We start from the raw sequence: 23,052 nt of genomic DNA on the forward strand, positions 1-23,052 counted from the left end.
TCAAACACTCCTTTGCTGATGGTCATGGACGCCGTCGGCCGGCGTGCTGAAAATGCTGACGCGCGAGGTGTCGGTGATCGCGAGCCATGCCGTCTCTCCGGTCCGCGCCTTTGCGGTTGTCGCGGCGCGCGCCTGACTGATCTTCACGGCCTCGCCGCTCGCCGTCAGGCCCTCGGTGACGCTGACCGCGCCGAGGGGTACGGTGGCGCGGATCGTGACGGGAATGGCGCCGGGTCGGTCGGCGGCGCCGAATGCGATGTTTTCGGGCCGCACCGAGATCGTCACCGGCGTTCCGCGCCGACGTTGCGCGGAGCGCCCAAGGTCGATCTCGGGACCGGCCTCCAGCAGCACGCGATCGGTCTCGGTTACGGTGCCGCGCAGCAAATTGGTGTGACCGATGAAGCTCGATATGAAGAGGCTGGCCGGCCGGTCGTAGAGCGCATCCGGACTGTCGATCTGCTCGATGCGTCCCTTGTTGAGCACGACGATGCGGTCGGCCATCGACAGCGCCTCCTCCTGGTCGTGCGTGACGATGATGGAGGTGACGCCGAAGGTCTTCAGCAGGGTCTTGATCTCGATTTGCATGTCGAGGCGCAGATTCTTGTCGAGCGCCGAGAACGGCTCGTCGAGCAGGACGAGGCCCGGATCGATCGCAAGCGCGCGTGCCAGCGCCACGCGCTGCTGCTGTCCGCCCGAGAGTTCGCCGGGCAGCCGGTGCGCAAACTGCGCCATCTGGGCAAGCCCGAGCATCTGCTCGACTTTCGCTGCGACTTCAGCATTCGGCCGTTTGCGCGCCCGCAATCCATAGGCGACGTTCTCGAACACGGTGAGATGCGGAAACAGCGCGTAGTTCTGGAATACCATGCCGATGCGGCGGCGATTGGCGGGAATGTGCTCGACCCGCGCGCCGTCGAAGCGAACCTCGCCCTTGGACGGGCGCAGGAAGCCGGCGATGATCTGGAGCATCGTGGTCTTGCCGCAGCCTGACGGCCCGAGCAGCGCGATCAGCTCTCCTGCCGCGACGGCAAGCTCGATCTCGTCGAGCGCGACGGTCGCGCCGAAAGCGTGGCCGATGCCCTTCAGATCCAGCGAATGTCCGCGCACGTCACTCAACGTCAGCTCCATCCCTCGCATTGTCCTGCGGAAGGAGGGTTAGCAATCGCCGTGCCAGTGCGGGCTGCCCGCTAAGGTGTTGTCGATGCTGTGCTAATTTTAGGGCGCCAGAGATTGGCGCCAATTTATTGTCTATATTGTAAACAGTATGGCAGATACTTTGTGCAAAAAATGGGCTGCGGCAACAACCGGGAATCCTGTAAAAGCAGGACATGAAGCGAAGCCGTCCTCTCAAGCGCAAGACCAAGCGTGCCGAGCCGAAGCGCGTCGAGCCGGATGCCGCCGATCCGCGCAGCGTCGACGACGATCCGGTGGTCCAGGGCATTCTGACCGCGATCAGCCAGAAGCGGCTGAAGCCCGGCGCCAAGCTCGGCGAGGACAAGCTCGCTTCCGCCTTCGGCACGACGCGGATTCACATCCGGCAGGCGCTCGCCCATCTCGCCTCGCGCAAGGTGGTGATGCAGATCCCCAACCGCGGCGCCTTCGTGTATCGGCCGAGCTGGGAGGAGGCGCAGGACATCTTCGCCGCGCGCCGCGTCATCGAGGTCGCCGCGGTCGCCGCGGCGGTCGACCGGTTGGACAAGTCCGGGAGAGCCGCGCTGAAGGCGCACATGGAGCTGGAGGCGCGCCACGATCGCAACGATCGCTGGGCCTCGCTGTCGCTCACGGCGGAATTCCATATCCTGGTCGCCAAGCTTGCAGGCAACCGCGTTCTGTTGGACATGTCGCGCGAGCTGATGCTGCGGACATCGCTGGCGATCGCGACGTTCGAGCAGCCGGGCGAGCCGGATTGCTCGCCGGACGCGCACCCGGACATCGGGGCGTTGATCCTCGCCCGGGACAAGGCGGGCGCGATCCATGCGATGCGTCATCACATTGAGGAGATGGAACAGCGGATCCAGCCGAAGGAGGGCGCAGACGAGGTCGACGAACTCACCGCGATCTTCAAGGAGATTGGTGCGCGTTCACGAGCCGGCGCCTGACATGTCTGGTCGTCGCATCCTCCTGATCAATCCCAACAGCCTCGAGGCGACCACGGCGATGATGGTCGCCATTGCGAGGTCCGAAGTTCCCGACGGCTTCGACATCGTCGGCGCCACGGCAACACGCGCTCCCCCAATGATCGTTTCGGCCGATGCGCTGGACGCGGCCGCGCCCGAGGTCGAGGAGATCGCGGGTGCGCACCGGAACCTCTACGACGGCATGATCGTCGCTGCGTTCGGCGACCCGGGTCTCGCCGGGATCAGGAGCGCGCTGAAGCTGCCTGCGGTCGGCATCGGCGAGGCGTCGATGCGCGCGGCGGCCGAAGGTGGTCGTCGCTTCGGCGTGGCGACCACAACGCCGCTGCTCGAGGCGAGGATCGACGCCTTGCCTGAAGCGCTGGGCTTGCGATCCAGCTATACGGGCACGCGCTTCGCCGATGGCGATCCGCACGACCTGATGCGCGATCCGGAACGGCTGCGCGCTGCCCTTGCCGACGCGGTCGAAGCCTGCATCGTGCAGGACGGAGCCGAGGCTGTGATCATCGGAGGTGGGCCGCTCGGCGAGGCTGCGCGAAAACTTCAGCCGATGTTCACCGTGCCGATCATCGCACCGATCCCGTCTGCCGTGGCGCGGATTATTGGTCTCATCACAGCGCGTGCGGCCGGCTGATATTCCGGCCTGCGGGAGCGGTCGTCGCAACCGGCCTCCCCAGCCTTGACGACAGCGGTTAAAGTGATGAAGCAGGATCATCGAATTGGCCAACCCGCATGCTTGCGGGCACGGAGACCGCTGCATGTCGTTCAAGAAGCTGCTGATCGCCAATCGCGGCGAGATCGCCATCCGCATCGCGCGCGCGGCGGCCGATGCCGGCATCGCGACCGTTGCGATCCATCCCGCCGATGATGCGCTGTCGCTGCACGTGCGGGGGGCCGACGAAGCCGTCGAAATCCCCGGCCGCGGCGCCCGGGCCTATCTCGATATCGAGGCGGTGGTGACGGCGGCAACAAGCGTCGGCTGCGATGCCGTGCATCCCGGCTACGGCTTCCTCAGCGAGAACGCGGCGTTCGCAAAAGCCTGCGCCGATGCGGGCCTCACCTTCGTTGGGCCGAAGCCGGCGGCGCTCGAACTATTCGGCGACAAGGTCGCGGCCCGGCAATTGGCAAAACGTTGCGGCGTGCCGATCATCGCCGGCACCAGCGGGCCGTCCTCGCTGGAGGAGATCGCGGCGTTCTTCGCTTCGCTCGGCTATAATGCGGCGATCGTGATTAAGGCCATGGCCGGCGGCGGCGGGCGCGGCATGCGCGTGGTGGAGAACGCGGCCGATCTCGCGGAGGCCTATGCACGCTGCCAGTCCGAGGCCAAGGCGGCGTTCGGCTTCGACGGCGTCTATGCCGAGCGGCTGATCCGGCAGGCGCGTCATATCGAGGTGCAAATCATCGGCGACCGCCACGGCGCGATCTCCCACCTCTGGGAGCGCGAATGCACCATCCAGCGCCGGCACCAGAAGCTGATCGAGGTGGCGCCCAGCCCGTCGCTGAGTGATCCCTTGCGCGGCCGCATCATCGAGGCGGCGAAGCAGCTTGCGACCGCGGCCGCTTACGACAATCTCGGCACCTTCGAGTTCCTGGTCGACGGCACCGCCGAGGACAGTTTTGCCTTCATCGAGGCCAATCCGCGGCTCCAGGTCGAGCACACCGTCACCGAAGAAGTGCTCGGGCTCGATCTCGTCCGCGCCCAGCTCGCGGTCGCATCAGGCGCGACGCTCGCTTCACTCGGCCTGGCGCAGGGATCGATCCCGAAGCCGCACGGCTACGCCATGCAGCTTCGCGTCAACATGGAGACGCTGGACGCAACGGGCGCGACGCATCCGACCGGCGGCGTGCTCGCATTGTTCGAGCCGCCGTCGGGGCCCGGCGTGCGCGTCGATAGTTTTGGCTACGCCGGCTACAAGACCAGCGCGGCCTTCGACTCGCTGCTTGCAAAAGTCATCGTGCATACGCCGGGTGAAGCCTGGCATGACGTCGTTGCAAAAGCTTCGCGCGCCTTGCGCGAATTCCGGATCGACGGCGTGGTCACCAATATCGCATTCCTTCAGGCGGTGCTGGCGCATCCCGATTTCAGGACCAACCGTATCGCGACCGATTTCATCGATCGCAACATCGCCAAGCTGGTCGAGGCGGCCGAGGGTGCGGCAAAGCCGCTCTACTTCGCCCCGTCCGAGCGAGGCGGCGCGCACGGTGCCGAGACGCATGTCGCGCAAGTGGTGCCTGAAGGCACGGTGATGGTCGCAGCACCGTTGCAAGGCACCATCGTCACCATTCAGGTGAAGGCGGGCGAGATCGTGCGCCCCGGCCAGCAGCTCGCCGTGATCGAGTCCATGAAGATGGAGCATCTGGTCATGGCCGAGCAGGGCGGCCGCGTCATGAAGCTCGCCGCCAGCGACGGCGCCACGCTGATGCATGGCGAGGCGATCCTCTATCTGGAGCCACTCGACGTTGCGGCTGACAGCGCGACGGCCGAGGCCGATATCGACCTCGATCACATCCGCCCCGATCTGGCCGAACTGATCGCGCGTCAGGCCAATACGCAGGATGCGAACCGTCCGGCCTCGGTCGAGCGCCGCCGCAACACCAACCAGCGCACCGCGCGCGAGAACGTCGCCCAGCTCGTCGACGACGGCTCGTTCATGGAGTATGGCAGCCTTGCGATCGCAGCGCAGCGCCGCCGCCGCAAGCTCGACGATCTCATCAAGAACACGCCGGCTGACGGCCTCGTGATGGGCGTCGCCACCGTCAATGGCGACAAGTTCGGACCCGAGGGCGCGCGCTGCATCGTCGTGGCCTACGACTACACCGTGCTCGCGGGCACGCAGGGCCACATGAACCACAAGAAGATCGACCGCATGCTGACCTTGGCGGAAGACTGGCGCGTGCCGCTGGTGTTCTACGCCGAGGGCGGCGGCGGCCGGCCCGGCGACACCGACCGGCTCGGCATGACCGGTCTCGACGGCCCCTCCTTCGTGCAGTTCGCAAGGCTCTCCGGCCTCGTGCCGGTGATCGGTGTCGTCTCCGGCTATTGCTTCGCCGGCAACGCCGCGATGCTCGGCTGCTGCGACGTCATCATCGCGACCAAGAACGCCTCGATCGGCATGGGCGGGCCCGCGATGATCGAGGGCGGCGGGCTCGGCGTCTATCACCCGGCCGAGGTCGGCCCTGTCTCGTTCCAGTCGCCGAACGGCGTCATCGACATCCTGGTCGAGGACGAGGAGGAGGCAACGAGGGTCGCGCAAAAATACCTGTCCTATTTCCAGGGCGTGGTGTCGGAGTGGCAGGCCGCCGATCAGCGCCTGCTGCGCCGGGCCATCCCCGAGAACCGCCTGCGCGTCTACGATATCCGCAGCGTGATCGATCTCGTCGCCGACAAGGGCAGCGTGCTGGAGCTGCGCCGCGACTACGGCGTCGGCATGGTCACCGCACTGATCCGGATCGAGGGCAGGCCGTTCGGCCTGATCGCCAACAATCCGCGCCATCTCGGCGGCGCAATCGACGCCGATGCCGGCGACAAGGCCGCGCGCTTCCTGCAGCTCTGCGACGCCTTCGACCTGCCGATCGTCTCGCTGTGCGACACGCCCGGCTTCATGGTCGGTCCCGAAGCCGAGAAGACCGCGATCGTGCGCCATGTCTCGCGCATGTTCGTGACGGGCGCGAGCCTCACCGTGCCGCTGTTCGGCATCGTGCTGCGCAAGGGCTATGGCTTGGGCGCACAGTCGATGATCGGCGGCGGCTTCCACGCGTCGTTCTTCACCGCGGCCTGGCCGACCGGCGAGTTCGGCGGCATGGGCCTGGAGGGCTACGTCCGGCTCGGCTTCCGCAAAGAGATGGAGGCGATCGCCGATCCCGAGGAGCGCGAGACCTATTACCGCAACAAGGTCGCCGAGCTCTATGCCAACGGCAAGGCGGTCTCGATCGCTTCTGTGTTCGAGATCGACAACGTCATCGACCCCGCCGAGACCCGGCGCTGGATCATGGCCGGCTTGCGGTCCGTGCCGAAGCCGCCGGCGCGTACGGCGAAGAAGCGGCCGTGCATCGATACGTGGTGAGGGCGGTGCAGCAATTCAGTGCGCTTTAGCGATCCAGGCAATCTGTTTCCACACCGTCATGCCCGGGCTTGTCCCGGGCATCCACGTTCTTTCGCACGCGCGGCACGTGGATGGCCGGGACAAGGCCCGGCCATGACGACGCTGAGGCGTCGTGCCATAGAACCGTTCCCGGTTCCCGATTGACATCCCCGCCTGTAGTGCCAGACTTTGCACAATAATACAGGGTGGAGACGTCTGCGATGGCCAGCCTTTCGGCCTCGAACCATGTCGCCCGGGTCTTGTCCGTCGCCCATCATGTGGCCGACGTTGACGCCTCGTCGCGCATCGCCAATTCCTGGCGGCGCTGCGTCATCAGCCACAAGCTCGACCCGGCCCGCCAGGGCCCGCCGCAGACGCTGACCGAAGCCGAGATCCGTCACGTCGCCGAGCCTATGGAGGAGACGATCCGGCTCGTCACACCCGATCTCGACGATCTCGCCCGCGTGCTGCGCGACGCCGGTTACTGCGTCAATCTGGCTGATGTGAACGCGACCATGCTGTTCAGCCGTCTGCCGGGCGAGGCCGACGCAAGACAGTTCATGGACTGGAAGATCTACACAGGCTCGAACTTCGCCGAGGCTTTCGAGGGCACCAACGGGCTCGGCACGGCGCTCGCCGAGCAGAAGCCGATCCTGGTGCATCGTGACGAGCATTTTCGCGCGCAGTGGCACATGTTCTCCTGTGCCGTGGTGCCGCTGTTCGACCAGGCCGGCCGCCTCGCCGGTGCCGTGAACATCACCTCTTGCCGGGAAGATCTCGAGCGCGCCGCGCATCAGCTCGCGCTCGCGGTGACGATGGAGGCGACCCGGCGGATGGAGGGCGCGATCTTCCGCGGTCATTTCCGCAACGCCTGGATCGCAACCGTGCCTGATAACAGCGGCAGCGGTCTGCTCGCCTATGACGACGATCGCCGCATCGTCGGCGCCTGCCGTTCGGCGCGCGCACTGCTGGGTCTCACCGACGGCTTGATCGCATCCGGCATCGATCTGTCGCGCTACGTCAAGTTCGATCATCATGCGGCGCGTAACGCGGACGAGCTTGTCGAGCTGCGCCGCGCCGACGGCAGCGCGCTGGGCCAGAGTCATGTCGCGCCGCCGCTGCGGGCGAGATCCTCTACGCGCCCGCTTGCACCGCGCCGCGACGCGCCTGTCGATCGCTTCGACGCGCTGCATCGGCTCGCCGGCCGCGATCCCGGGCTGATCAGAAGCGTCAAGCGGCTCCGCAGCATAGGCGATCACAATCTGCCGGTGCTGCTTTGCGGCGAAACCGGCGTCGGCAAGGATTTGTTCGCGCGCGCCATTCACGCTGCTAGCGGCCGGGCGCGCAGCAATTACGTCGCCCTGAATTGCGCGGCGATGCCGGAGAGCCTGATCGACGCCGAACTGTTTGGCTACGAGGCCGGCGCTTTCACCGGCGCGCGGCGCGACGGCTCGAAGGGGCTGATCGTGCAGGCCGACGGCGGCACGCTGTTCCTCGACGAGATCGGTGACATGCCGATCGCGCTGCAGACGCGGCTGTTGCGGGTGCTGGAAAACCGCGAGGTCTGGCCGCTCGGCGCGCTCAAGCCTGTCGCCGTCGATATCCGCCTGATCAGCGCCACCCACCGCGATCTCGGTCGCATGGCCGAAGAAGGCGCATTCCGCGCCGATCTCTATTTCCGCCTGCGCGGCCTGGAGGTGCGGCTGCCCGCCCTGCGCGAACGCGCCGACCGCGACGACATCATCCGCCAGATCGCGCGCGAGGAGGCGCCGAATTGCCGCGTCTCGGACGAAGCGTGGTCGCAGCTCTCCGCCTATTCCTATCCCGGCAATATGCGCCAGCTCCGCCACGTGCTGCGGCTCGCCGGCTGCACCGCGGAGCATGGGGTGATCACCGATGCCGATCTCGATCTGCCGCCGTTCGGCGGGAGAGCAGAGCCTGATCTCGAAGCGGCCGAGCGTGCCACGATCGTGGAAGCTTTGCGCAAGCACGGCGGCCGCGTCACCGAGGCAGCCCGCGCGCTGAAGCTTGGCCGCGCGACGCTGTATCGGAAGATCAAGCAGCTGAAGATCGAGACGGCGCAGTAGTGTCGATGGCATGCGGCAAGTGAGGTTAGAGGTCTCTGCCGCGACCGCTGATATCGTAGGGTGGGCAAAGCGAAGCGTGCCCACGCATTGTTTGCCATCGAGAGAAATCGTGGGCACGGCGCAAGTGCGCCTTTGCCACCCTACAAAGTCGCCGCCTTTACGAAAAATCGCTCCAGCTCAGATGCCGCGAGTCGAGATCGCCAACCGTGACGGTGCCGCGCATCTCGCGCGGCGTGTGGAAGCTGCTGCGGAGATAGATCAGCGGCGTCGCTTCCACGCCGTGCGACACGCCGCGCACCTCCCCGACGAAGATCGAATGCGTCGTCGTCTCGAATTCCTGCGCCAGCACGCAGTCGAATGCGGCGACCGCGTCCATCAGCACCGGCGCACCCGTGGCCCCTCGCGTCCACTGTCCGAACGCAAAGCGGTCGTCGCCGTTGACGCCTTTCTGGCCGCTGAAGGTCAGCGCCAGCGCCGCGTGGTCCTCGTGCAGGAAGTTGATCGCGAAGGCGCCTTCCTCGCGGATGCGCGCGTGTGCGCTGGCGTTGCGGTTGACGCAGACGATCAGCGAGGGCGGGCTATCCGACAGCGAGCAGGCCGATGTCACCGTCAATCCCGTGCGCTTGCCGTGCTCGGCACCGACCGTGACCAGCGCCACGGCTCCGGCACATTGGCGCATCGCCTGCTTGAAATCCTTTGCGTCGAGAGGACTGGCGTCGACCGTCACGCGGAAATCTCCGAAAATAGAAGCGGGTGCGGCACGATCGCGCCGCACCCGCTGATCGTCAAGCCGCCTTCTTCGCGGAGCCGAGATGCTTCAGGCGCGGCATCACCTCGTTCTTGAGCAGCGAGAGCGAGTGGTGCCACGCTTCCGGTTTGTGCTTGTAGTCGAAGCCGAACACGCAGAGCACGCCGAAGCCGCCGACCTCGTCGTAGATCTTTTCGATCTTCTCGGCGACCGTCGCCGGCGAGCCGACGATCCAGTTCCGCTTGGCGCAATATTCGACGGTGACGTCGCTATCGGGCACGTCGGGCGCGTGCTTCAGATAGTCCTTGAAGCCGAAATGGCCGAGCAGCGGCAGGAAGTACTCGCCCATCATCCGGCCCATCATGTCGCCGGTCGAGAGTTTCCAGGCCTCCTCGTCGGTGTCGGCGACGAACACCTCGCGCACGAGGCGCCAATCGGCACGGTTCGGCTTGCGCCCGGTCTTGGCCGCCCCGATCTCGACCGAGTCCCAGTGGCTGCCGACATAGGCCGGGTTGAGGTTGAGGCTCATCGGAATGAAGCCGCGCTCGCCGGCAAGCTTCAGCGTGTCCGAGTTCTTGGAAAGCCCGGCGACGCCGATCGGCGGATGCGGCGTCTGCAACGGCTTGATGTGCGGCTTGAGGAAGTCGAACATCGTGTCCGGCTTGGTCACCGTCCAGAACTTGCCCTTGTAGGTCCAGGGCGCGGGATCGCTCCACATCTTCAGGATGATCTCGAGCGCCTCGCGGGTCATGTCGCGGTTCTGCCCGCTCATGCCGTCGACGTTGAACATCGCCCAGTCGCTCGGCAGGCCGGATGCGGCGACGCCGAAATTGAGCCGGCCCTCGGAGAGATGGTCGAGCATCGCGACCCGGTTGGCGAGCTCGGCCGGGTGATGATAGGGCAGCAGGAATCCGCCCGGCCCGATGCGGAGCTTCTTGGTCTGCATCAAGGCCTGCGCGATCAGCAGGTCCGGCGTGGGATTGGGTTCCCAGGGTGCGGTATGGTGCTCGCCGATCCACGCCTCCTGATAACCGAGTTCGTCGAGCCAGCGCAGGACCTGCAGGTCCCAATCGTGTCCTTCCTTCAGGCCGCACTCCGGCGGATGCGAAGGCATCGTGAAATAGCCGATCTCCATGGGTTTCCTCATCTGATGTTGACGCGTCTTGTCGCGCGTTGACGGAGTTGAGCGGGGACGGTTCAGCAAGCGCTGTGCCAGTGAAGCGGAGCGTCGAATTGCAGAGAAAGGGCTGGTTTGCCCATGCAATAGCCGGTATCTCGGCACAGACCTGCGAGAGGCCGTCTCGTTGTCGCGAGACGGCGTCCCGGCCGTGAGACGAGGACAGAATGACCGAACCCGCTTATGTCGCGGTGGACTGGGGCACCAGCAGTTTCCGGCTGTGGCTGGTCGATCGTGCCGGCCAGGTGCTGGCCGAGCGCCGCAGCGGCGAGGGCATGCTGGCGGCCGCCAAGGCCGGCTTTCCGGCCGTGCTGCAATCGCATCTCGCGGCGGTCGAAGCGCCGGATCATCTGCCGGTTCTGGTCTGCGGCATGGCCGGCGCCAAAACCGGCTGGGTCGAGGCCGGCTATGTCGACACGCCGGCACAGCTCGCGGCAATCCTGAACCGGGCCGTGCGGGTCCCCGGCGAAGCGCGCGACATCCGCATCCTGCCGGGCATCGCGCAGCGCGACGTCAGCGCGCCCGACGTCATGCGCGGCGAGGAAACGCAGCTGCTCGGCGCGCTCGGCCTCGAGGCCGCCGGCGAGGCGCTGGTCTGCATGCCCGGCACGCATTCGAAATGGGTGCGGGTGAAGGACGGAATCGTCGAACGCTTCTCCACCTTCATGACCGGCGAGCTGTTCAGCGTCATCTCGCGCGAAACCATCCTGTCGCTCGCGGTCGCGGGTGCGGACGAGGCCGAGGATATCGCGAGCTTCAAGGCGGCGGTGAAAGCCGCCCATGAAGCGCCGGCCTTCGTTGCCAATCATTTGTTCGGCGCGCGCTCGCGCCAGCTGCTGTTCGGCGGCACCCCGGCTGCGGCGCGCGAGACGCTGTCGGGCACGTTGATCGGCGTCGAGCTGGCGGCCGGGCTCTCCGGCCCCGTGCCGCAAGCAGGTGTCAGGTTGATTGCCGCGGGGCGGCTTGGGGTGCTGTACCGGCTGGCCTTCGAGGCGCTGTCGGTCAACGCTCATCCGGTCGATGCGGATGAAGCCGTTCGCCGCGGCCTCTCGATGGCGGCTGCCGCGATCTGGACGAAATCAAAGGATCTTTGAGATGAGCATTCCCTTTCCGCCGATGAAGCGGCCGCTGGTTGCGATCCTGCGCGGCGTCAAGCTAGATGAGACCGAGGCGATCGTCGGCGTGCTGATCGAAGCCGGCATGACCGCGATCGAGATCCCCCTGAACTCGCCCGATCCGTTCCGCTCCATCGCAACGGCGGTGAAGCAGGCACCTCCGGACGTGCTGATCGGCGCCGGCACGGTGCTGGCCACCGCGGATGTCGATCGTCTCAACGACGTCGGCGGCAGGCTGATGGTCTCGCCGAACGTGGATACGCAGGTGCTGGTGCGTGCGCATCAATACGCCATGGTCCACGCTGCCCGGCGTGTTCTCGCCGACCGAGGCGCTGCTCGCCGCGCGCTCGGGCGCATCGGGCCTGAAGTTCTTTCCGGCCAGCGTGTTGGGTGCGTCCGGCATCGCCGCGATTCGCGCTGTGCTGCCGCCGGGTGTGATGATCGCGGCCGTCGGCGGCGTCTCCGATCAGAATTTTGCCGAATACATCAAGGGCGGCGTCACAGCCTTCGGGCTCGGCTCCAGCCTCTACAAGCCCGGCATGAGCGCAGCCGATGTCGCCGCGCCCGCCAAGGCGACCATCGCGGCTTACGATCGGGCAATTCAGAAAGACTGACGGACAATAAACTAGCCGTGATCCTGTCATAGCCTATTGTGCCTCATATTGCCGCGATGCTGATGTGATGTATCGCGCAGTGTGACTGGCGACATCAGGAGACCGACATGGCGATCAACAACGTGGCCGATCTGTTCGTGGCAACGCTCGAACAGGCCGGCGTCAAGCGCATCTACGGCATCGTCGGCGACAGCCTGAACGCCCTGACCGAATCACTGCGCCGCCGCGGCACCATCGAATGGATCCATGTCCGCCACGAGGAGGTCGCCGCCTTCGCCGCCGCCGGCGAAGCCGAGATGACCGGAAGCCTCGCGGTGTGCGCGGGCTCCTGCGGTCCCGGCAATCTGCACCTGATCAACGGCCTGTTCGATGCGCATCGCAGCCGTGTTCCCGTATTGGCGATCGCGGCACAAATCCCGAGCGCCGAGATCGGCGGCGGCTATTTCCAGGAGACCCATCCGCAGAACCTGTTCCGCGAATGCAGCCATTATTGCGAGATGGTCTCCGACCAGAGCCAGCTTCCGTTCGTGCTGGAGAACGCGATCCGCGCGGCGGTCGGCCTGCGCGGCGTCGCCGTCGTCGCCATGCCCGGCGACGTCGCCTTCCGCAGTCCGCCCAAGCGGGCGCTGTCGACCACGCGCGGACTCAGCGTGGCGGCGCCGAAGGTGGTGCCGCAGGCGGACGAGCTGCAGGCGCTGGCGGATCTCCTCAACGGCGCCGAGCGCGTCACCCTTTTCTGCGGCCGCGGCTGCGCCGGCGCGCATGCGCCCCTGATGCAGCTCGCCGAGGCGCTGAAGAGCCCGATCGTGCATGCGCTCGGCGGCAAGGAGCATGTCGAATACGACAACCCCTACGACGTCGGCATGACCGGCTTCATCGGCTTCTCCTCGGGCTACGCGGCCATGCATGCCTGCGACGCGCTGGTGATGCTCGGGACTGATTTCCCCTATAAGCAGTTCTTCCCCACCGATGCGAAGGTCGCGCAGATCGACATTCGTCCCGAGAATCTGGGACGGCGCTGCAAGATCGATCTCGGCCTCGTCGGCGACGTCAAGCTGACCATCGAAGCGCTGCTGCCGCTGCTGAAAGCAAAGACGCAGCGCAAGCATCTCGACGACGCCGTCGCGCACTACAAGAAGGCGCGCGAGGGCCTGGATTCGCTCGCCAGGGGCACGCCGGGCAGCAAGCCGATCCATCCGCAATACCTAGCAAAGATCATCAGCGACCATGCGTCCGACGATGCGGTCTTCACCGCCGATGTCGGCACGCCCACGGTGTGGGCCGCGCGCTATCTCGACATGAACGGCCGCCGCCGGCTGATCGGCTCTTTCGTGCACGGCTCGATGGCGAACGCGATGCCGCAGGCGATCGGCGCGCAGGCCGCCCAGCCCGGTCGCCAGGTGATCTCGCTGTCCGGCGATGGCGGCTTCACCATGATGATGGGCGATCTGATCACGCTGACGCAGATGAAGCTGCCGGTGAAGGTCGTGATCTTCAACAACGGCGTGCTCGGCTTCGTTGCGCTGGAGATGAAGGCGGCGGGCTTCGTCGACACCAATGTCGACCTGGAGAACCCTGATTTCGCGGCGATGGCACGCGCGATGGGCATCTTTGCCAAGCGCGTCGAGGACCCCGGCGAGCTCCCCGGTGCCGTCAAGGAGATGCTCGCCCATGACGGGCCGGCGCTGCTCGATGTCGTCACCGCCAAGCAGGAGCTGTCGATGCCACCGACCATCACGCCCGAGCAGATCAAGGGCTTCAGCCTCTGGGTGCTGCGCGCGGTGATGAACGGCCGCGGCGACGAGGTGCTCGACCTCGCCAAGACGAATCTCTTGCCGCGCTAGCCCCGCTTCACCAAAGGCGCGGGCAGTTGCTCGTGGCGGCGCTGGAAGCGTTGCCAGTGCAGCACGCTGCCGATCATCAGTGCCGGCACGAAGCCGAGCACGATCAGGAAATGCGGCAACTGTGTCGGCGAGACGAAGGCGATCGCGATGTCCGAGATCAGCCAGAGTGCTGCGAACATCACCGCGAAGTCCGTTCGCGGGCAGCGCAGGTAGTAGAATACGGCCGTGATGACCATCGCAGGCCCGATCGCCACGCCGATCATGATCGCGGTCAGTTCCTTCGGCGTCAACGCGTCGAGCATCATCGAGGCCAGCAGCCAGAGTGCGGCGAACATGGCGATGATGTCGAGCGGATGCCGCAATCCAATACCTCGCGCGGGGACGTACCATCGTTGTGGCCGGAACTGCGGCCGTCAAGTCAAAATGCGCCTATTCCTCGTCGCGTCCGGGCGTCGGGCGCAGCATGAAATGACCGAAGGCGGTGGCGATCGGCTTGTCCGCATCGTCCTGCCAGGCGCGCGCCTCGAACGCGACGATGCGCCGGCCCTGCTTCACGATCGAGACGTTGGCGAAGGTGTCGAGCGCGCGGCCGGAGCGAAGATAGTTGATGGTGAGTCCGATCGGCTTGGGCAGCGCGGCGGTGCCGAGCTCGCGCCTCACGCCGAAGATCGCAGTGGTCTCGAGGAAGGCGCCGGTCATGCCGCCATGGATCGCGGGCAGGATCGGATTGCCGACGATCTGCGGCGAGAACGGCATCGTCAGCGTGCCGTCGTCGTTGACGCGAATGCCGAGGGCGCGCGCGAACGGGCTGTTCGCGAACGGACCGTCCGGATCGTCCGGTGCCTCCAGCGTCGGGATGCTGCGCAAGTCCATCCTGCGGTCGGCAAGCATGTTGGTGCGGTTGGCGCCGATCATGAAGCAGGCGGTCGCGGTCGCGACCGGATCGTCCTCGGACTCCTGGTAGGCCGTCGAGCGCACGAAGGCGATCGAGCGCGTGGTGCGGTAGCAGACCGAATGCGCCTTGATGTCGAGACCGGGCGTGGCCGGCTTCTGATAGTCGATGCGCAAATCGAGAGTTGCGATCGCGCTCGTGCCGTCGAGCGCAAGCTGCACCGCCATGCCGCAGCTCTCGTCCAGCATCGCCGTGACGACGCCGCCATGCAGCACGCCCGTTTCGGTGTCGCCGACGAAGACGGGACGATAGGGCAGGCTGGACCAGGCCTCGCGAGGTGCGAAACGGTCGAGCTGCAGCCCGCTGATCTGGCCGTAGTCGGAACGGCGGCCCTTGATGGCTTCGGCGAGTTCCTCGAACGGAAGCGTGGTCGGTATGGCGCTCATGGGGACGTTCTAGACCAGTGTCGGGCGCCGCGCAAAACCCGGATCGACCCCGCGCGGGCCGGTTTGGCCTCGACAGAGCAGGCCGAAGCACCGATGGTGAGCGCTTCGTTCGCCGACCAGCCCCAAGGAGTGCCCATGGCCGACCCCGAAATGCCCGCCAACAATCAGGGGCCCGTCACCATTTCGAGCTCCAGCTCGGAGCGGGCGCCGATCATCTATTTCGACGGCGCGTCCTGCTTCGGCCATCACAACGGCGCGATCCAGATCGAGCTCGCCGCGAATTTGCTGATGCCGGTCGGCGCGGCCGTCAGGGTCGACGTGATCCAGACCGCGCACCTGCGTTGCAGCGTGGCCGCGGCGCTTGCGCTGCGCGAAGCGCTCGACAAGGCCCTGGCGATGTTCCGGCAGGGCCAGCAGCAGCCGGTGGCGGAGGAGATCCCGGCGGTTAAGAATTGATCCTGAGGGCCCGCCATCGGCGGGCGTCTCGAAGGAAGGCCGCAGGTGTGGTCTTCGAAACGAAGAGCTGCACCTCAGCTCACATGCACCTTCGGCTTCCTGCCGCCGTTCCACTTGCCGTCGAGTGCTCGCTCGATCTGGGCGGCGAGCTGCAGCAACAGGCCGTCACCGGCCTGCTTGGCGATCGCCTGGATGCCGAGCGGCAGGCCGTGGTCTTGGGTGGCCATCGGCATCGAGATCGCGGGCATGCCGCAGAGATTGGCCAACGGCGTGAAGGCGAAGAAGCGCCAGAGATTGCCGAACCAGTCGAGCACATCAGGATTGTCGGCGATGGTCAGGTATTCCCTGGTGCCGACCTTCGGGGTCGGCAGCGCCGTGATCGGCGTCAGGATCACGTCCCACTGCTCGAAGAAGGCGCCGAAGCCGCGTGACGTGGTGTTGAATACGCCTTGCATCTTCGCCCGCTCGGCGAAGCTGGTGTGCCGGCCGGCTTCCCAGATCCGGATGTTCATCGGCTCGATCAGATCTTCCGGCGGCTTTTCCAGCCCGCGCGCGGCCAGCATGTTGGAAATCACCACCGCGAAGTTCGAGATGTAGCACATCGTCTGCGCCTCGAACGCGGCGCGGAAGTCCAGCTCGGGCAGCGCGTAGTCGACGTGGTGGCCAAGGCCTTCGAGGAAGCGGCCGGTCTTCTCCAGTTCGGCTGCGAGCTCGGGCGTCGCGGTGTAGTCGCCCCAGCTGTGCGACAGCGCGATGCGCAGCTTGCCCGGATCGCGCTTGATCATCTCCGAATAAGGCTGCGCCGTGGTCCAGAACGGCATGAACTCGCCGGGCGCTGGTCCGCGGGCGTGATCGACGAAGGCCGCGGTGTCGCGCACCGAGCGCGACTGGCAGCCCTGGATCGAGACGAGGCCGGTGAGGTCGGACATGTGCGGCGCCAGCGAGAACACGCCGCGCGAGACCTTCAGACCGATATTGCCGTTGACACCGGCGGGAATGCGGATCGAGCCGCCGCCGTCGGTGGAATGTGCGATCGGCACCACGCCGGCGGCAACCATGGCGGCGCTGCCAGCCGACGAGCCGCAAGTGGTATAATCGGTATTCCAGGGATTGCGGGTGACGTAGACGGCGGGATTGTCGGCCGACGAGCACACGCCGAATTCGGGTGTGGTGGTGCGTCCGATCAGATTGAGGCCGGCCTGGCGGAATTTGCCGGTGAGGAACGTATCGGCCGCGGCGCGATTGCCGCGCATCAAGAGCGAGCCCATTTCCTGCAGCCGGCCCTTCATGGTCGGCCCGAGATCCTTCATGAGGAACGGCAGGCCGGCGAAGGGACCGGCCAGATTGGCGCCGTCCTTGGCCGGATCGGCGATCACGTCCTCGAACAGCTCGACCACGCCTGACAGCGCGGGATTGACCTTGGCGACACCCGCGGCAGCCTGGCGCGCCAGCTCCTTCGCCGTTAGCTCGCCTTTGCGGACACGTCCCGCCAGCGCGACGCCATCGTGCTGCGCCCATTCAGTCCAGCTCATCGGCAAGGTGGTCATGAAGTCAAAATCCCATTGAGACGGCGTCACCCTTTTCGCAAGGGGCCGCGTTTAATCAACTGAGCCGGCACGAGGGGCAGGGTTGCGCCGGGCGGACAGGTCGGGGTCATTAGAACATGCGCGCGATCGCCGCAACCGGCCCGCCGCCGGCCGGCCCCTGATGCTCGGCGCCGCCGGAGACATAGACCACCCCGGTGCCGGCAAGGCCTGCGATCAAGCCGCCGACGGCCGCGCGGGCATGGCGTGTCGAGCTTATGTCGGTATCTTCCAGCATGGTGTGACGGAAGCCGCGCACGCTGCCATCGGGCGAAGCCTCGGCCTTGGCGAAGATGTTGACGAGCTCGCGGCCTGCTTTTGCCTGCGGTGCAACCCCAAGGAAGGCCTCAAGGCCAACGCTCTGCAGTGCCGACACCACCGCGGGCGCATCGATTGCGTCGTTCATCACGGCATGCCCGATCACGAACTCGCTGGCTGAACTGTCGGAATTGCCGAGCACGATGACGACGTTATGCATCAGCTCGATTCCGGACGAGGTCGAGGCGACCTTCGAGAACAGATCGTAGCGCCGCAGCACGTCCTCATCGCGAATGTCGGATGTGACCTCGCCGAGCGCGACCGCAACCCCGAGCGCGGAGGCGCCGCGCGAATAGGCCATCGAGCTGTACGAGCTGATCGTCGCGGTCTTGTTGCCGCGCGCGGCCGCCGCCTCGACGCGCTCGCTGGTGAGCAGCGGGCACTTGATCTGCACGAAATGGACGTCAGCGGGGTCAGTGATGCCGGCATCCGCCATCGCGGCCTTCACGGCCTTGGCGGTCTCGGCGATCTGCGCGGAACGGCCAAGCTCCTCAGGAAGGAAATCGCGGGTCTGAGCCATGCCGATGCTCAGGCGCTTGCCTGAGATGCCGGCGGGCCGTTGCGCGACTTCGCTGCGCGTGAACACAGTGATATGCGGGCTGAGCACACCCTCAGTGCCGCCTGACATCACGAAGGCGATGCGCTGCTCGACCTCCTGCGGGGCAAGGCCGAGCTGCGGCGCCAGCGCCGTGCACAGCGCGGCCACCGCGTACTCCCGCGTGAAGTCGTTGACGCCGCCATTGCCCTCGGTCTTGCCGAGAATGGCCAGGATCGAGGTCGGGTCGATCGCGCCTGAAACGATCATGGCCATGAGGCCGGAAACGTCGCCGGGGCCCTTGGTGGCGATCTTGAAGACGCCAACCGATGCAGTGGGCATGACTGGTCCTCGGAGTTCGTGGTCCCGGCGGGATCAAACAGGCGTAGAATTAAGGCGTCTGTCAAGGGCAACACTCCGCGTCGTTCCGGGGCGCGCGAAGCGCGAGCCCGGAACCCATCGTGCAGCGTGTATGCGGTTAATTGGATTCCGGGCTCTCGCCAAGGGGCGAGCCCCGGAATGACAGCGCATCGTCGACGCCCTGTTTCGCCGTCGTGTCAAGCCGCGCCTCCAAAAATATTCCACTTTACCGAAATTCGGTTTCCGCGTATGTGTCGTCCATCCTGATCCGGCGAAAGGGGCGGTCGTACGTCGTCACGAGCCGCGGATCGGGGAGCGGTGGACGCGGCAGCGTCGTGCACGAGAGGCGGGAGCAGGGCGGGATGAACCCCGTGAGCTTCAGGCTTCGTGCGGACGAACGGCGCTGATGCGTACGGCCAAATCGCGTGGTCCCGGCTGTCGTTGCTACAGCCAAGCCTTTGCGGAGGTGCGCCGAGCCCAACCGGGCAACGCGCACCATCAATTCGCGGGGCGACGGAGACAACCGGAATTCGTCTCCGGGGAGAGCGCGCCATACGCCGTCAAACATCGCGCAGGGAAGGCCGGATGATCGGCTGCCCTGTGTCTCCCTCGTGCATTGCGTGTGCAATATGTTCGCACGGGGGTCTTGCGGGTGCCAGCCGGCACCCGGCCTTCCCTGCGCCCTTTCATTGAGAGGGTGCGAAGCGGTCAGCAAAACTCGGGCGGAAGCGCCGCGAGGAGGAGAAGGCATGTCTGCGAGTCACAACCTCCGACATCGTAGGGTGGGCAAAGCGCAAGCGTGCCCGCGCATCTCGCGCCGCAAATTGAATTCGGTGGGCACGGCGCTTCGCGCCTTTGCCGACCCTACGGCACCGTGTCTGCCGCACACATCAGCACGTCCCCCACGAATGTGGCGAGATCGCATCGGTTCGACAAAAAATCCCCTGTCGACGGTCTTCCGCGGTACCTTGATGAATCAACCCCGATTGGTCCATAAGCGGCGTCCCGTGGCCGGTGGTTCGCCGCCGCGTTGCGTGCTTGGATAGAGGAATTCGCGTGGCAAATATCAACCAGAAAATTGCGCAGGAGCTTGGGGTTCGCCCCGAGCAGGTCGAGGCGACGGTGACGCTGCTCGACGGCGGCGCCACGGTTCCCTTCATCGCCCGCTACCGCAAGGAAGCGACCGGTGCGCTCGACGACGCGCAATTGCGCACCCTGGAGGAGCGCCTGGGTTACCTGCGCGAGCTCGAGGACCGCCGCAAGGCCATCCTCGAATCGGTCCGCGAGCAGGGCAAGCTCGATGCTGCGCTCGAAGCCTCCATTCTCGCCGCCGACAGCAAGGCCCGCCTCGAAGACATCTATCTGCCGTTCAAGCCGAAGCGCCGCACCAAGGCGGAGATTGCCAAGGAAGCCGGCCTCGAGCCGCTCGCCAACCAGCTGATGGCGGAGCCCACGAACGATCCGAAGGTGGTGGCCGAAGCCTTCGTCAACGCCGAGAAGGGCATTGCGGACGCCGCCGCCGCACTCGACGGCGCCCGCGCCATCCTGGTCGAGCGTTTCGACGAAGACGCCGATCTGATCGGCGCGCTTCGCGAGGAGATGTGGACCAATGCGCGCATGGCCTCCAAGGTACGCGACGGCAAGAAGACCGAAGGCGAGAAGTTCGCCGACTATTTCGACTTCTCCGAGCCGCTGACCAAGCTGCCCTCGCACCGCATCCTCGCGATGTTCCGCGGCGAGAAGGAGGAGATCCTGGATTTGCAAATCCAGGCCGAAGCCGAGGCGCCGCCGCCGGGCGTGCCCAGCGCCTACGAACTGAAGATCATGAAGCGGTTCGGCATCACCGACCTCAAGCGCGCCGGTGACCGCTGGCTGATCGACACCGTGCGCTGGGCCTGGCGCACCAAGATCCAGGTGCATCTCAACATCGATTTGCGCATGCGGCTGTGGAACGCCGCCGAGACCGAGGCCGTGCGCGTGTTCGCCTCCAATTTGCGCGACCTGCTGCTGGCGGCGCCGGCCGGCACCCGCGTCACCATGGGGCTCGATCCCGGCTACCGCACCGGCGTCAAGGTCGCCGTCACCGACGCGACCGGCAAGGTGGTCGATACCGCCGTGATCTATCCGCACGAGCCGCAGCGGCAGTGGAACGAGTCGCTCGCAACGCTCGGCCGGCTCGCGATGAAGCACAAAGTCGAGCTGATCGCGATCGGCAACGGCACCGCCTCGCGCGAGACCGACAAGCTCGCAGGCGATCTCGTCAAGGGACTGGCCGAGCTGAAGATGTCCAAGATCGTGGTGTCCGAAGCCGGCGCGTCGGTTTATTCGGCCTCGGCCTTCGCGTCGGAGGAACTGCCCGGTCTCGACGTCACCCTGCGCGGCGCGGTCTCGATCGCGCGGCGGCTGCAGGATCCCCTCGCCGAGCTCGTCAAGATCGAGCCCAAGGCGATCGGCGTCGGCCAGTATCAGCACGATCTCGGCCAGGCCAAGCTCGCAAAGTCGCTGGATGCCGTGGTCGAGGATTGCGTGAACGCGGTGGGCGTCGACGTCAACACCGCGTCCGCGCCGCTGCTCGCCCGCGTGTCGGGTGTCGGCTCGGGCCTCGCCCAGAGCATCGTGGCGCATCGTGACGCCAACGGCCCGTTCAAGTCGCGCAAGGCGCTGAAAGACGTGCCGCGGCTCGGGCCGAAGGCGTTCGAGCAGTGCGCCGGCTTCCTTCGCATCCTCGGCGGCGAGGATCCGCTCGACGCGTCCGGCGTGCATCCGGAAGCTTATCCGGTGGTGCGCCGGATCCTCAGCGCCACCAAGAGCGACATCAAGGCGCTAATCGGCTCCAGCGAGATCGTGCGCACCTTGAAGCCGAAGGATTTCGTCGACGAGACCTTCGGTCTGCCGACCGTCACCGACATTTTGAAGGAATTGGAGAAGCCCGGCCGCGACCCGCGTCCGGCCTTCAAGGCCGCCGTGTTCATGGAGGGCGTCGAGGAGATCAAGCATCTCAAGAAGGGCATGATCCTCGAGGGCACCGTGACCAACGTCGCCGCCTTCGGCGCCTTCGTCGACATCGGCGTGCACCAGGACGGCCTCGTGCACATCTCCGCGATGTCGAAGACCTACATCAAGGATCCGCGCGAAGTGGTGAAGCCCGGCGACATCGTCAAGGTCAAGGTGCTGGACTTCGAGGTCGCTCGCAAGCGCATCTCGCTGACCTTGCGCCTCGACGACGAAGTCGGCGCCAAGAAGGACGCCCCCGGCATGCAGCGCGACAACGGCGCGCGCAATCCGTCACGCATGACCTCGTCCGCCCCGCGCAAGCAGGAATCCTCCGGCGGTGGCGGCGCGCTCGCCGAAGCGCTGCGCCGGGCGGCGGAGAAGAACAACGGCAAGAGGGTGTAAGCTCAGAGTTCGATCACGCCGCGGCGCGCCGCATGCGCGACCGCGTCGGTGCGGCCGGTGGCATCCAGCTTGTCGAGCAGCGAACCGACATGGAACTTGACGGTGTGCACGGAGATGCCAAGCTGGCGCGCGATCATCTTGTTGGAAGCGCCTTCGGCCATCAGCGCCAGCACGTCGAGCTCGCGCTGCGTCAGCGGGATGTCGTCGGGCATGACGCGTGGATCGCGAGCGAGGATCGTCGCCGCGGCCTGTTCGCCGGGCCCGGCAACACGCAGCCCGGCGACGTTGCCGAGCAAAGCCTCGAGGCGATCGGCGAGCGCGGGGTCGTCGATCTCCAGAGCGAGCACGATCTCCGGCGCGTTGTCCTCGCTCACGCCTCCGGCCTCTCGCCGACCGTGACCTTGAAGCTGACCGGCTCACCGCCGCGACGCGCGGCGACATCGACCAACGCGCCGACGCTGGAAGGACCCAGCGTCCGCGACAGCGCCCGCACGCCTGACAGCTTCTGGTCGTTGACCGCGACGATCACGTCGCCCTGGCGGATGCCCGCGGCGGCCGAAGGTCCGGCCTTGTCGACATTCATCACCATCGCGCCGACGCCGTCGTCGAGCCGGACCGGCTGCAGCCCGAGGCCGAGATAGCCGCGCGCGATGCGCCCGCGCACCTCCAGCTGCGCCGCGACGCGCTCGATCGTCGCGGTCGGGATCACCAGCACGCGCCGAGGTCCGAGCACGGCCATGCCGAAGGCTTCGCCCGACGCATCGAGCGCAACGCCGCCTTGTTGGCTTTCGCGCAGGCGGACGTCGAGCTCGATCCGCGCATCGATCTCGCCGCCGCGCAAGGAGCGCCAGCCGTTGCCGGACGCCGACACCATCCCGAGTGCCGCACTCGGCGTCTCGCGGCTGGTTGCGACCACGATCGCCAACGCACCGAGTGGTGGGACCGTGGCAGTGAGCTTGAGCGGTGCCGTGGCGATTTCGGCGCGCAGCAGCGCGATATCGGTGGTGTGGTCGCGGCCGGCGATCGTGGCGGCCGCGCGGCTGCCGTCGGGCAGGCCGATCTCGACCTCGCCCTCGTCGGCCAGCGCCTCGTCCGCAGTGACGATCAGGCCGACTTTCCAAACGAAGCCGGTGGCGCGGGAACGATGCGAGTGCACCGAGACGACGGCGGGCGCGGTGCGCGCCACCACATCCGCGAGGGCTGACGACAGTGAGGACAGGGGAGTTGGGGCGGTCATGCAAGGCTCCTGTAAACCGTTGAGGCTCCT

At 66.4% G+C, this 23,052-nt stretch carries 17 protein-coding genes and 1 pseudogene; 9 read left to right on the forward strand and 9 right to left on the reverse strand.

Going from position 1 to position 23,052, the window contains the following annotated elements:
• Entirely contained in the window at positions 1–1,125 is a 1,125-nt protein-coding gene (locus CIT39_RS06450) for an ABC transporter ATP-binding protein (protein ID WP_094972895.1), read from the reverse strand.
• A gap of 200 nt (positions 1,126–1,325) precedes the next feature.
• On the opposite strand from CIT39_RS06450, the gene CIT39_RS06455 reads away from it, so the two are divergent.
• The 4 genes from CIT39_RS06455 (at position 1,326) to CIT39_RS06470 (ending at position 8,301) form a co-directional block, all read left to right on the forward strand.
• Positions 1,326–2,096, forward strand: a complete 771-nt coding sequence (locus tag CIT39_RS06455) for a GntR family transcriptional regulator (RefSeq protein ID WP_094972894.1) — start codon at positions 1,326–1,328, stop codon at positions 2,094–2,096.
• Position 2,097: 1 nt separating this feature from the next.
• Positions 2,098–2,766, forward strand: coding sequence for an aspartate/glutamate racemase family protein (locus CIT39_RS06460; protein ID WP_094972893.1), 669 nt, complete (start codon positions 2,098–2,100; stop codon positions 2,764–2,766).
• A gap of 124 nt (positions 2,767–2,890) precedes the next feature.
• Positions 2,891–6,196, forward strand: a complete 3,306-nt coding sequence (locus tag CIT39_RS06465) for an acetyl-CoA carboxylase family protein (protein ID WP_094972892.1) — start codon at positions 2,891–2,893, stop codon at positions 6,194–6,196.
• 239 nt (positions 6,197–6,435) lie between these two features.
• Positions 6,436–8,301, forward strand: coding sequence for a sigma-54-dependent Fis family transcriptional regulator (locus tag CIT39_RS06470; RefSeq protein WP_162308373.1), 1,866 nt, complete (start codon positions 6,436–6,438; stop codon positions 8,299–8,301).
• A gap of 157 nt (positions 8,302–8,458) precedes the next feature.
• Here CIT39_RS06470 and CIT39_RS06475 read toward each other — a convergent pair whose 3' ends face one another.
• Together CIT39_RS06475 and CIT39_RS06480 are read right to left on the reverse strand one after the other, a co-directional pair.
• A complete protein-coding gene (locus CIT39_RS06475) occupies positions 8,459–9,028 on the reverse strand; it encodes a flavin reductase family protein (protein ID WP_162308374.1) in 570 nt (189 codons plus the stop codon).
• A gap of 58 nt (positions 9,029–9,086) precedes the next feature.
• Positions 9,087–10,184, reverse strand: coding sequence for an LLM class flavin-dependent oxidoreductase (locus tag CIT39_RS06480; RefSeq protein ID WP_094972890.1), 1,098 nt, complete (start codon positions 10,182–10,184; stop codon positions 9,087–9,089).
• Positions 10,185–10,393: 209 nt separating this feature from the next.
• On the opposite strand from CIT39_RS06480, the gene CIT39_RS06485 reads away from it, so the two are divergent.
• The 3 genes and pseudogenes from CIT39_RS06485 (at position 10,394) to poxB (ending at position 13,799) form a co-directional block, all read left to right on the forward strand.
• Entirely contained in the window at positions 10,394–11,320 is a 927-nt protein-coding gene (locus CIT39_RS06485) for a 2-dehydro-3-deoxygalactonokinase (RefSeq protein ID WP_094972889.1), read from the forward strand.
• A 1-nt stretch (position 11,321) separates the two neighbouring features.
• Positions 11,322–11,955 (forward strand): annotated as a pseudogene (locus CIT39_RS06490) (2-dehydro-3-deoxy-6-phosphogalactonate aldolase).
• A gap of 107 nt (positions 11,956–12,062) precedes the next feature.
• Entirely contained in the window at positions 12,063–13,799 is a 1,737-nt protein-coding gene (gene poxB / locus CIT39_RS06495; RefSeq protein WP_094972887.1) for a ubiquinone-dependent pyruvate dehydrogenase, read from the forward strand.
• Here the strand turns inward: poxB and CIT39_RS06500 are convergent.
• A complete protein-coding gene (locus tag CIT39_RS06500) occupies positions 13,796–14,161 on the reverse strand; it encodes a hypothetical protein (RefSeq protein WP_162308375.1) in 366 nt (121 codons plus the stop codon). The genes poxB and CIT39_RS06500 overlap by 4 nt on opposite strands.
• 67 nt (positions 14,162–14,228) lie before the next feature.
• Positions 14,229–15,137: a PaaI family thioesterase gene (locus CIT39_RS06505; protein ID WP_094972886.1), complete on the reverse strand. Its 909-nt coding sequence runs from the start codon at positions 15,135–15,137 to the stop codon at positions 14,229–14,231.
• Between the two features lie 135 nt (positions 15,138–15,272).
• Here CIT39_RS06505 and CIT39_RS06510 point away from each other — a divergent pair, with 135 nt between their 5' ends.
• Entirely contained in the window at positions 15,273–15,593 is a 321-nt protein-coding gene (locus CIT39_RS06510) for a hypothetical protein (RefSeq protein WP_162308376.1), read from the forward strand.
• Between the two features lie 74 nt (positions 15,594–15,667).
• Here the strand turns inward: CIT39_RS06510 and CIT39_RS06515 are convergent, their stop codons facing one another.
• Both CIT39_RS06515 and atzD read right to left on the reverse strand, forming a co-directional pair.
• Entirely contained in the window at positions 15,668–17,140 is a 1,473-nt protein-coding gene (locus CIT39_RS06515) for an amidase (RefSeq protein WP_162308377.1), read from the reverse strand.
• A 109-nt stretch (positions 17,141–17,249) separates the two neighbouring features.
• On the reverse strand, positions 17,250–18,371 hold the full coding sequence (atzD, locus tag CIT39_RS06520; RefSeq protein WP_094972885.1) for a cyanuric acid amidohydrolase: 1,122 nt from the start codon (positions 18,369–18,371) through the stop codon (positions 17,250–17,252).
• A gap of 1,074 nt (positions 18,372–19,445) precedes the next feature.
• On the opposite strand from atzD, the gene CIT39_RS06525 reads away from it, so the two are divergent.
• Positions 19,446–21,785: a Tex family protein gene (locus CIT39_RS06525; RefSeq protein WP_162308378.1), complete on the forward strand. Its 2,340-nt coding sequence runs from the start codon at positions 19,446–19,448 to the stop codon at positions 21,783–21,785.
• 2 nt (positions 21,786–21,787) lie between these two features.
• Here CIT39_RS06525 and CIT39_RS06530 read toward each other — a convergent pair whose 3' ends face one another.
• The gene (locus CIT39_RS06530) at positions 21,788–22,159 is read right to left on the reverse strand and encodes a response regulator transcription factor (RefSeq protein WP_094972883.1); all 372 of its coding nucleotides are present in this window, start codon (positions 22,157–22,159) and stop codon (positions 21,788–21,790) included.
• Positions 22,156–23,022 (reverse strand): S1C family serine protease, encoded by an 867-nt coding sequence (locus CIT39_RS06535; RefSeq protein ID WP_094972882.1) that lies wholly within the window; start codon positions 23,020–23,022, stop codon positions 22,156–22,158. Before CIT39_RS06535 ends, CIT39_RS06530 begins: the two co-directional genes overlap by 4 nt.
• Between the last annotated feature and the right edge of the window lie 30 nt (positions 23,023–23,052).

Source organism: Bradyrhizobium symbiodeficiens, assembly GCF_002266465.3.
Taxonomy (GTDB): domain Bacteria; phylum Pseudomonadota; class Alphaproteobacteria; order Rhizobiales; family Xanthobacteraceae; genus Bradyrhizobium; species Bradyrhizobium symbiodeficiens.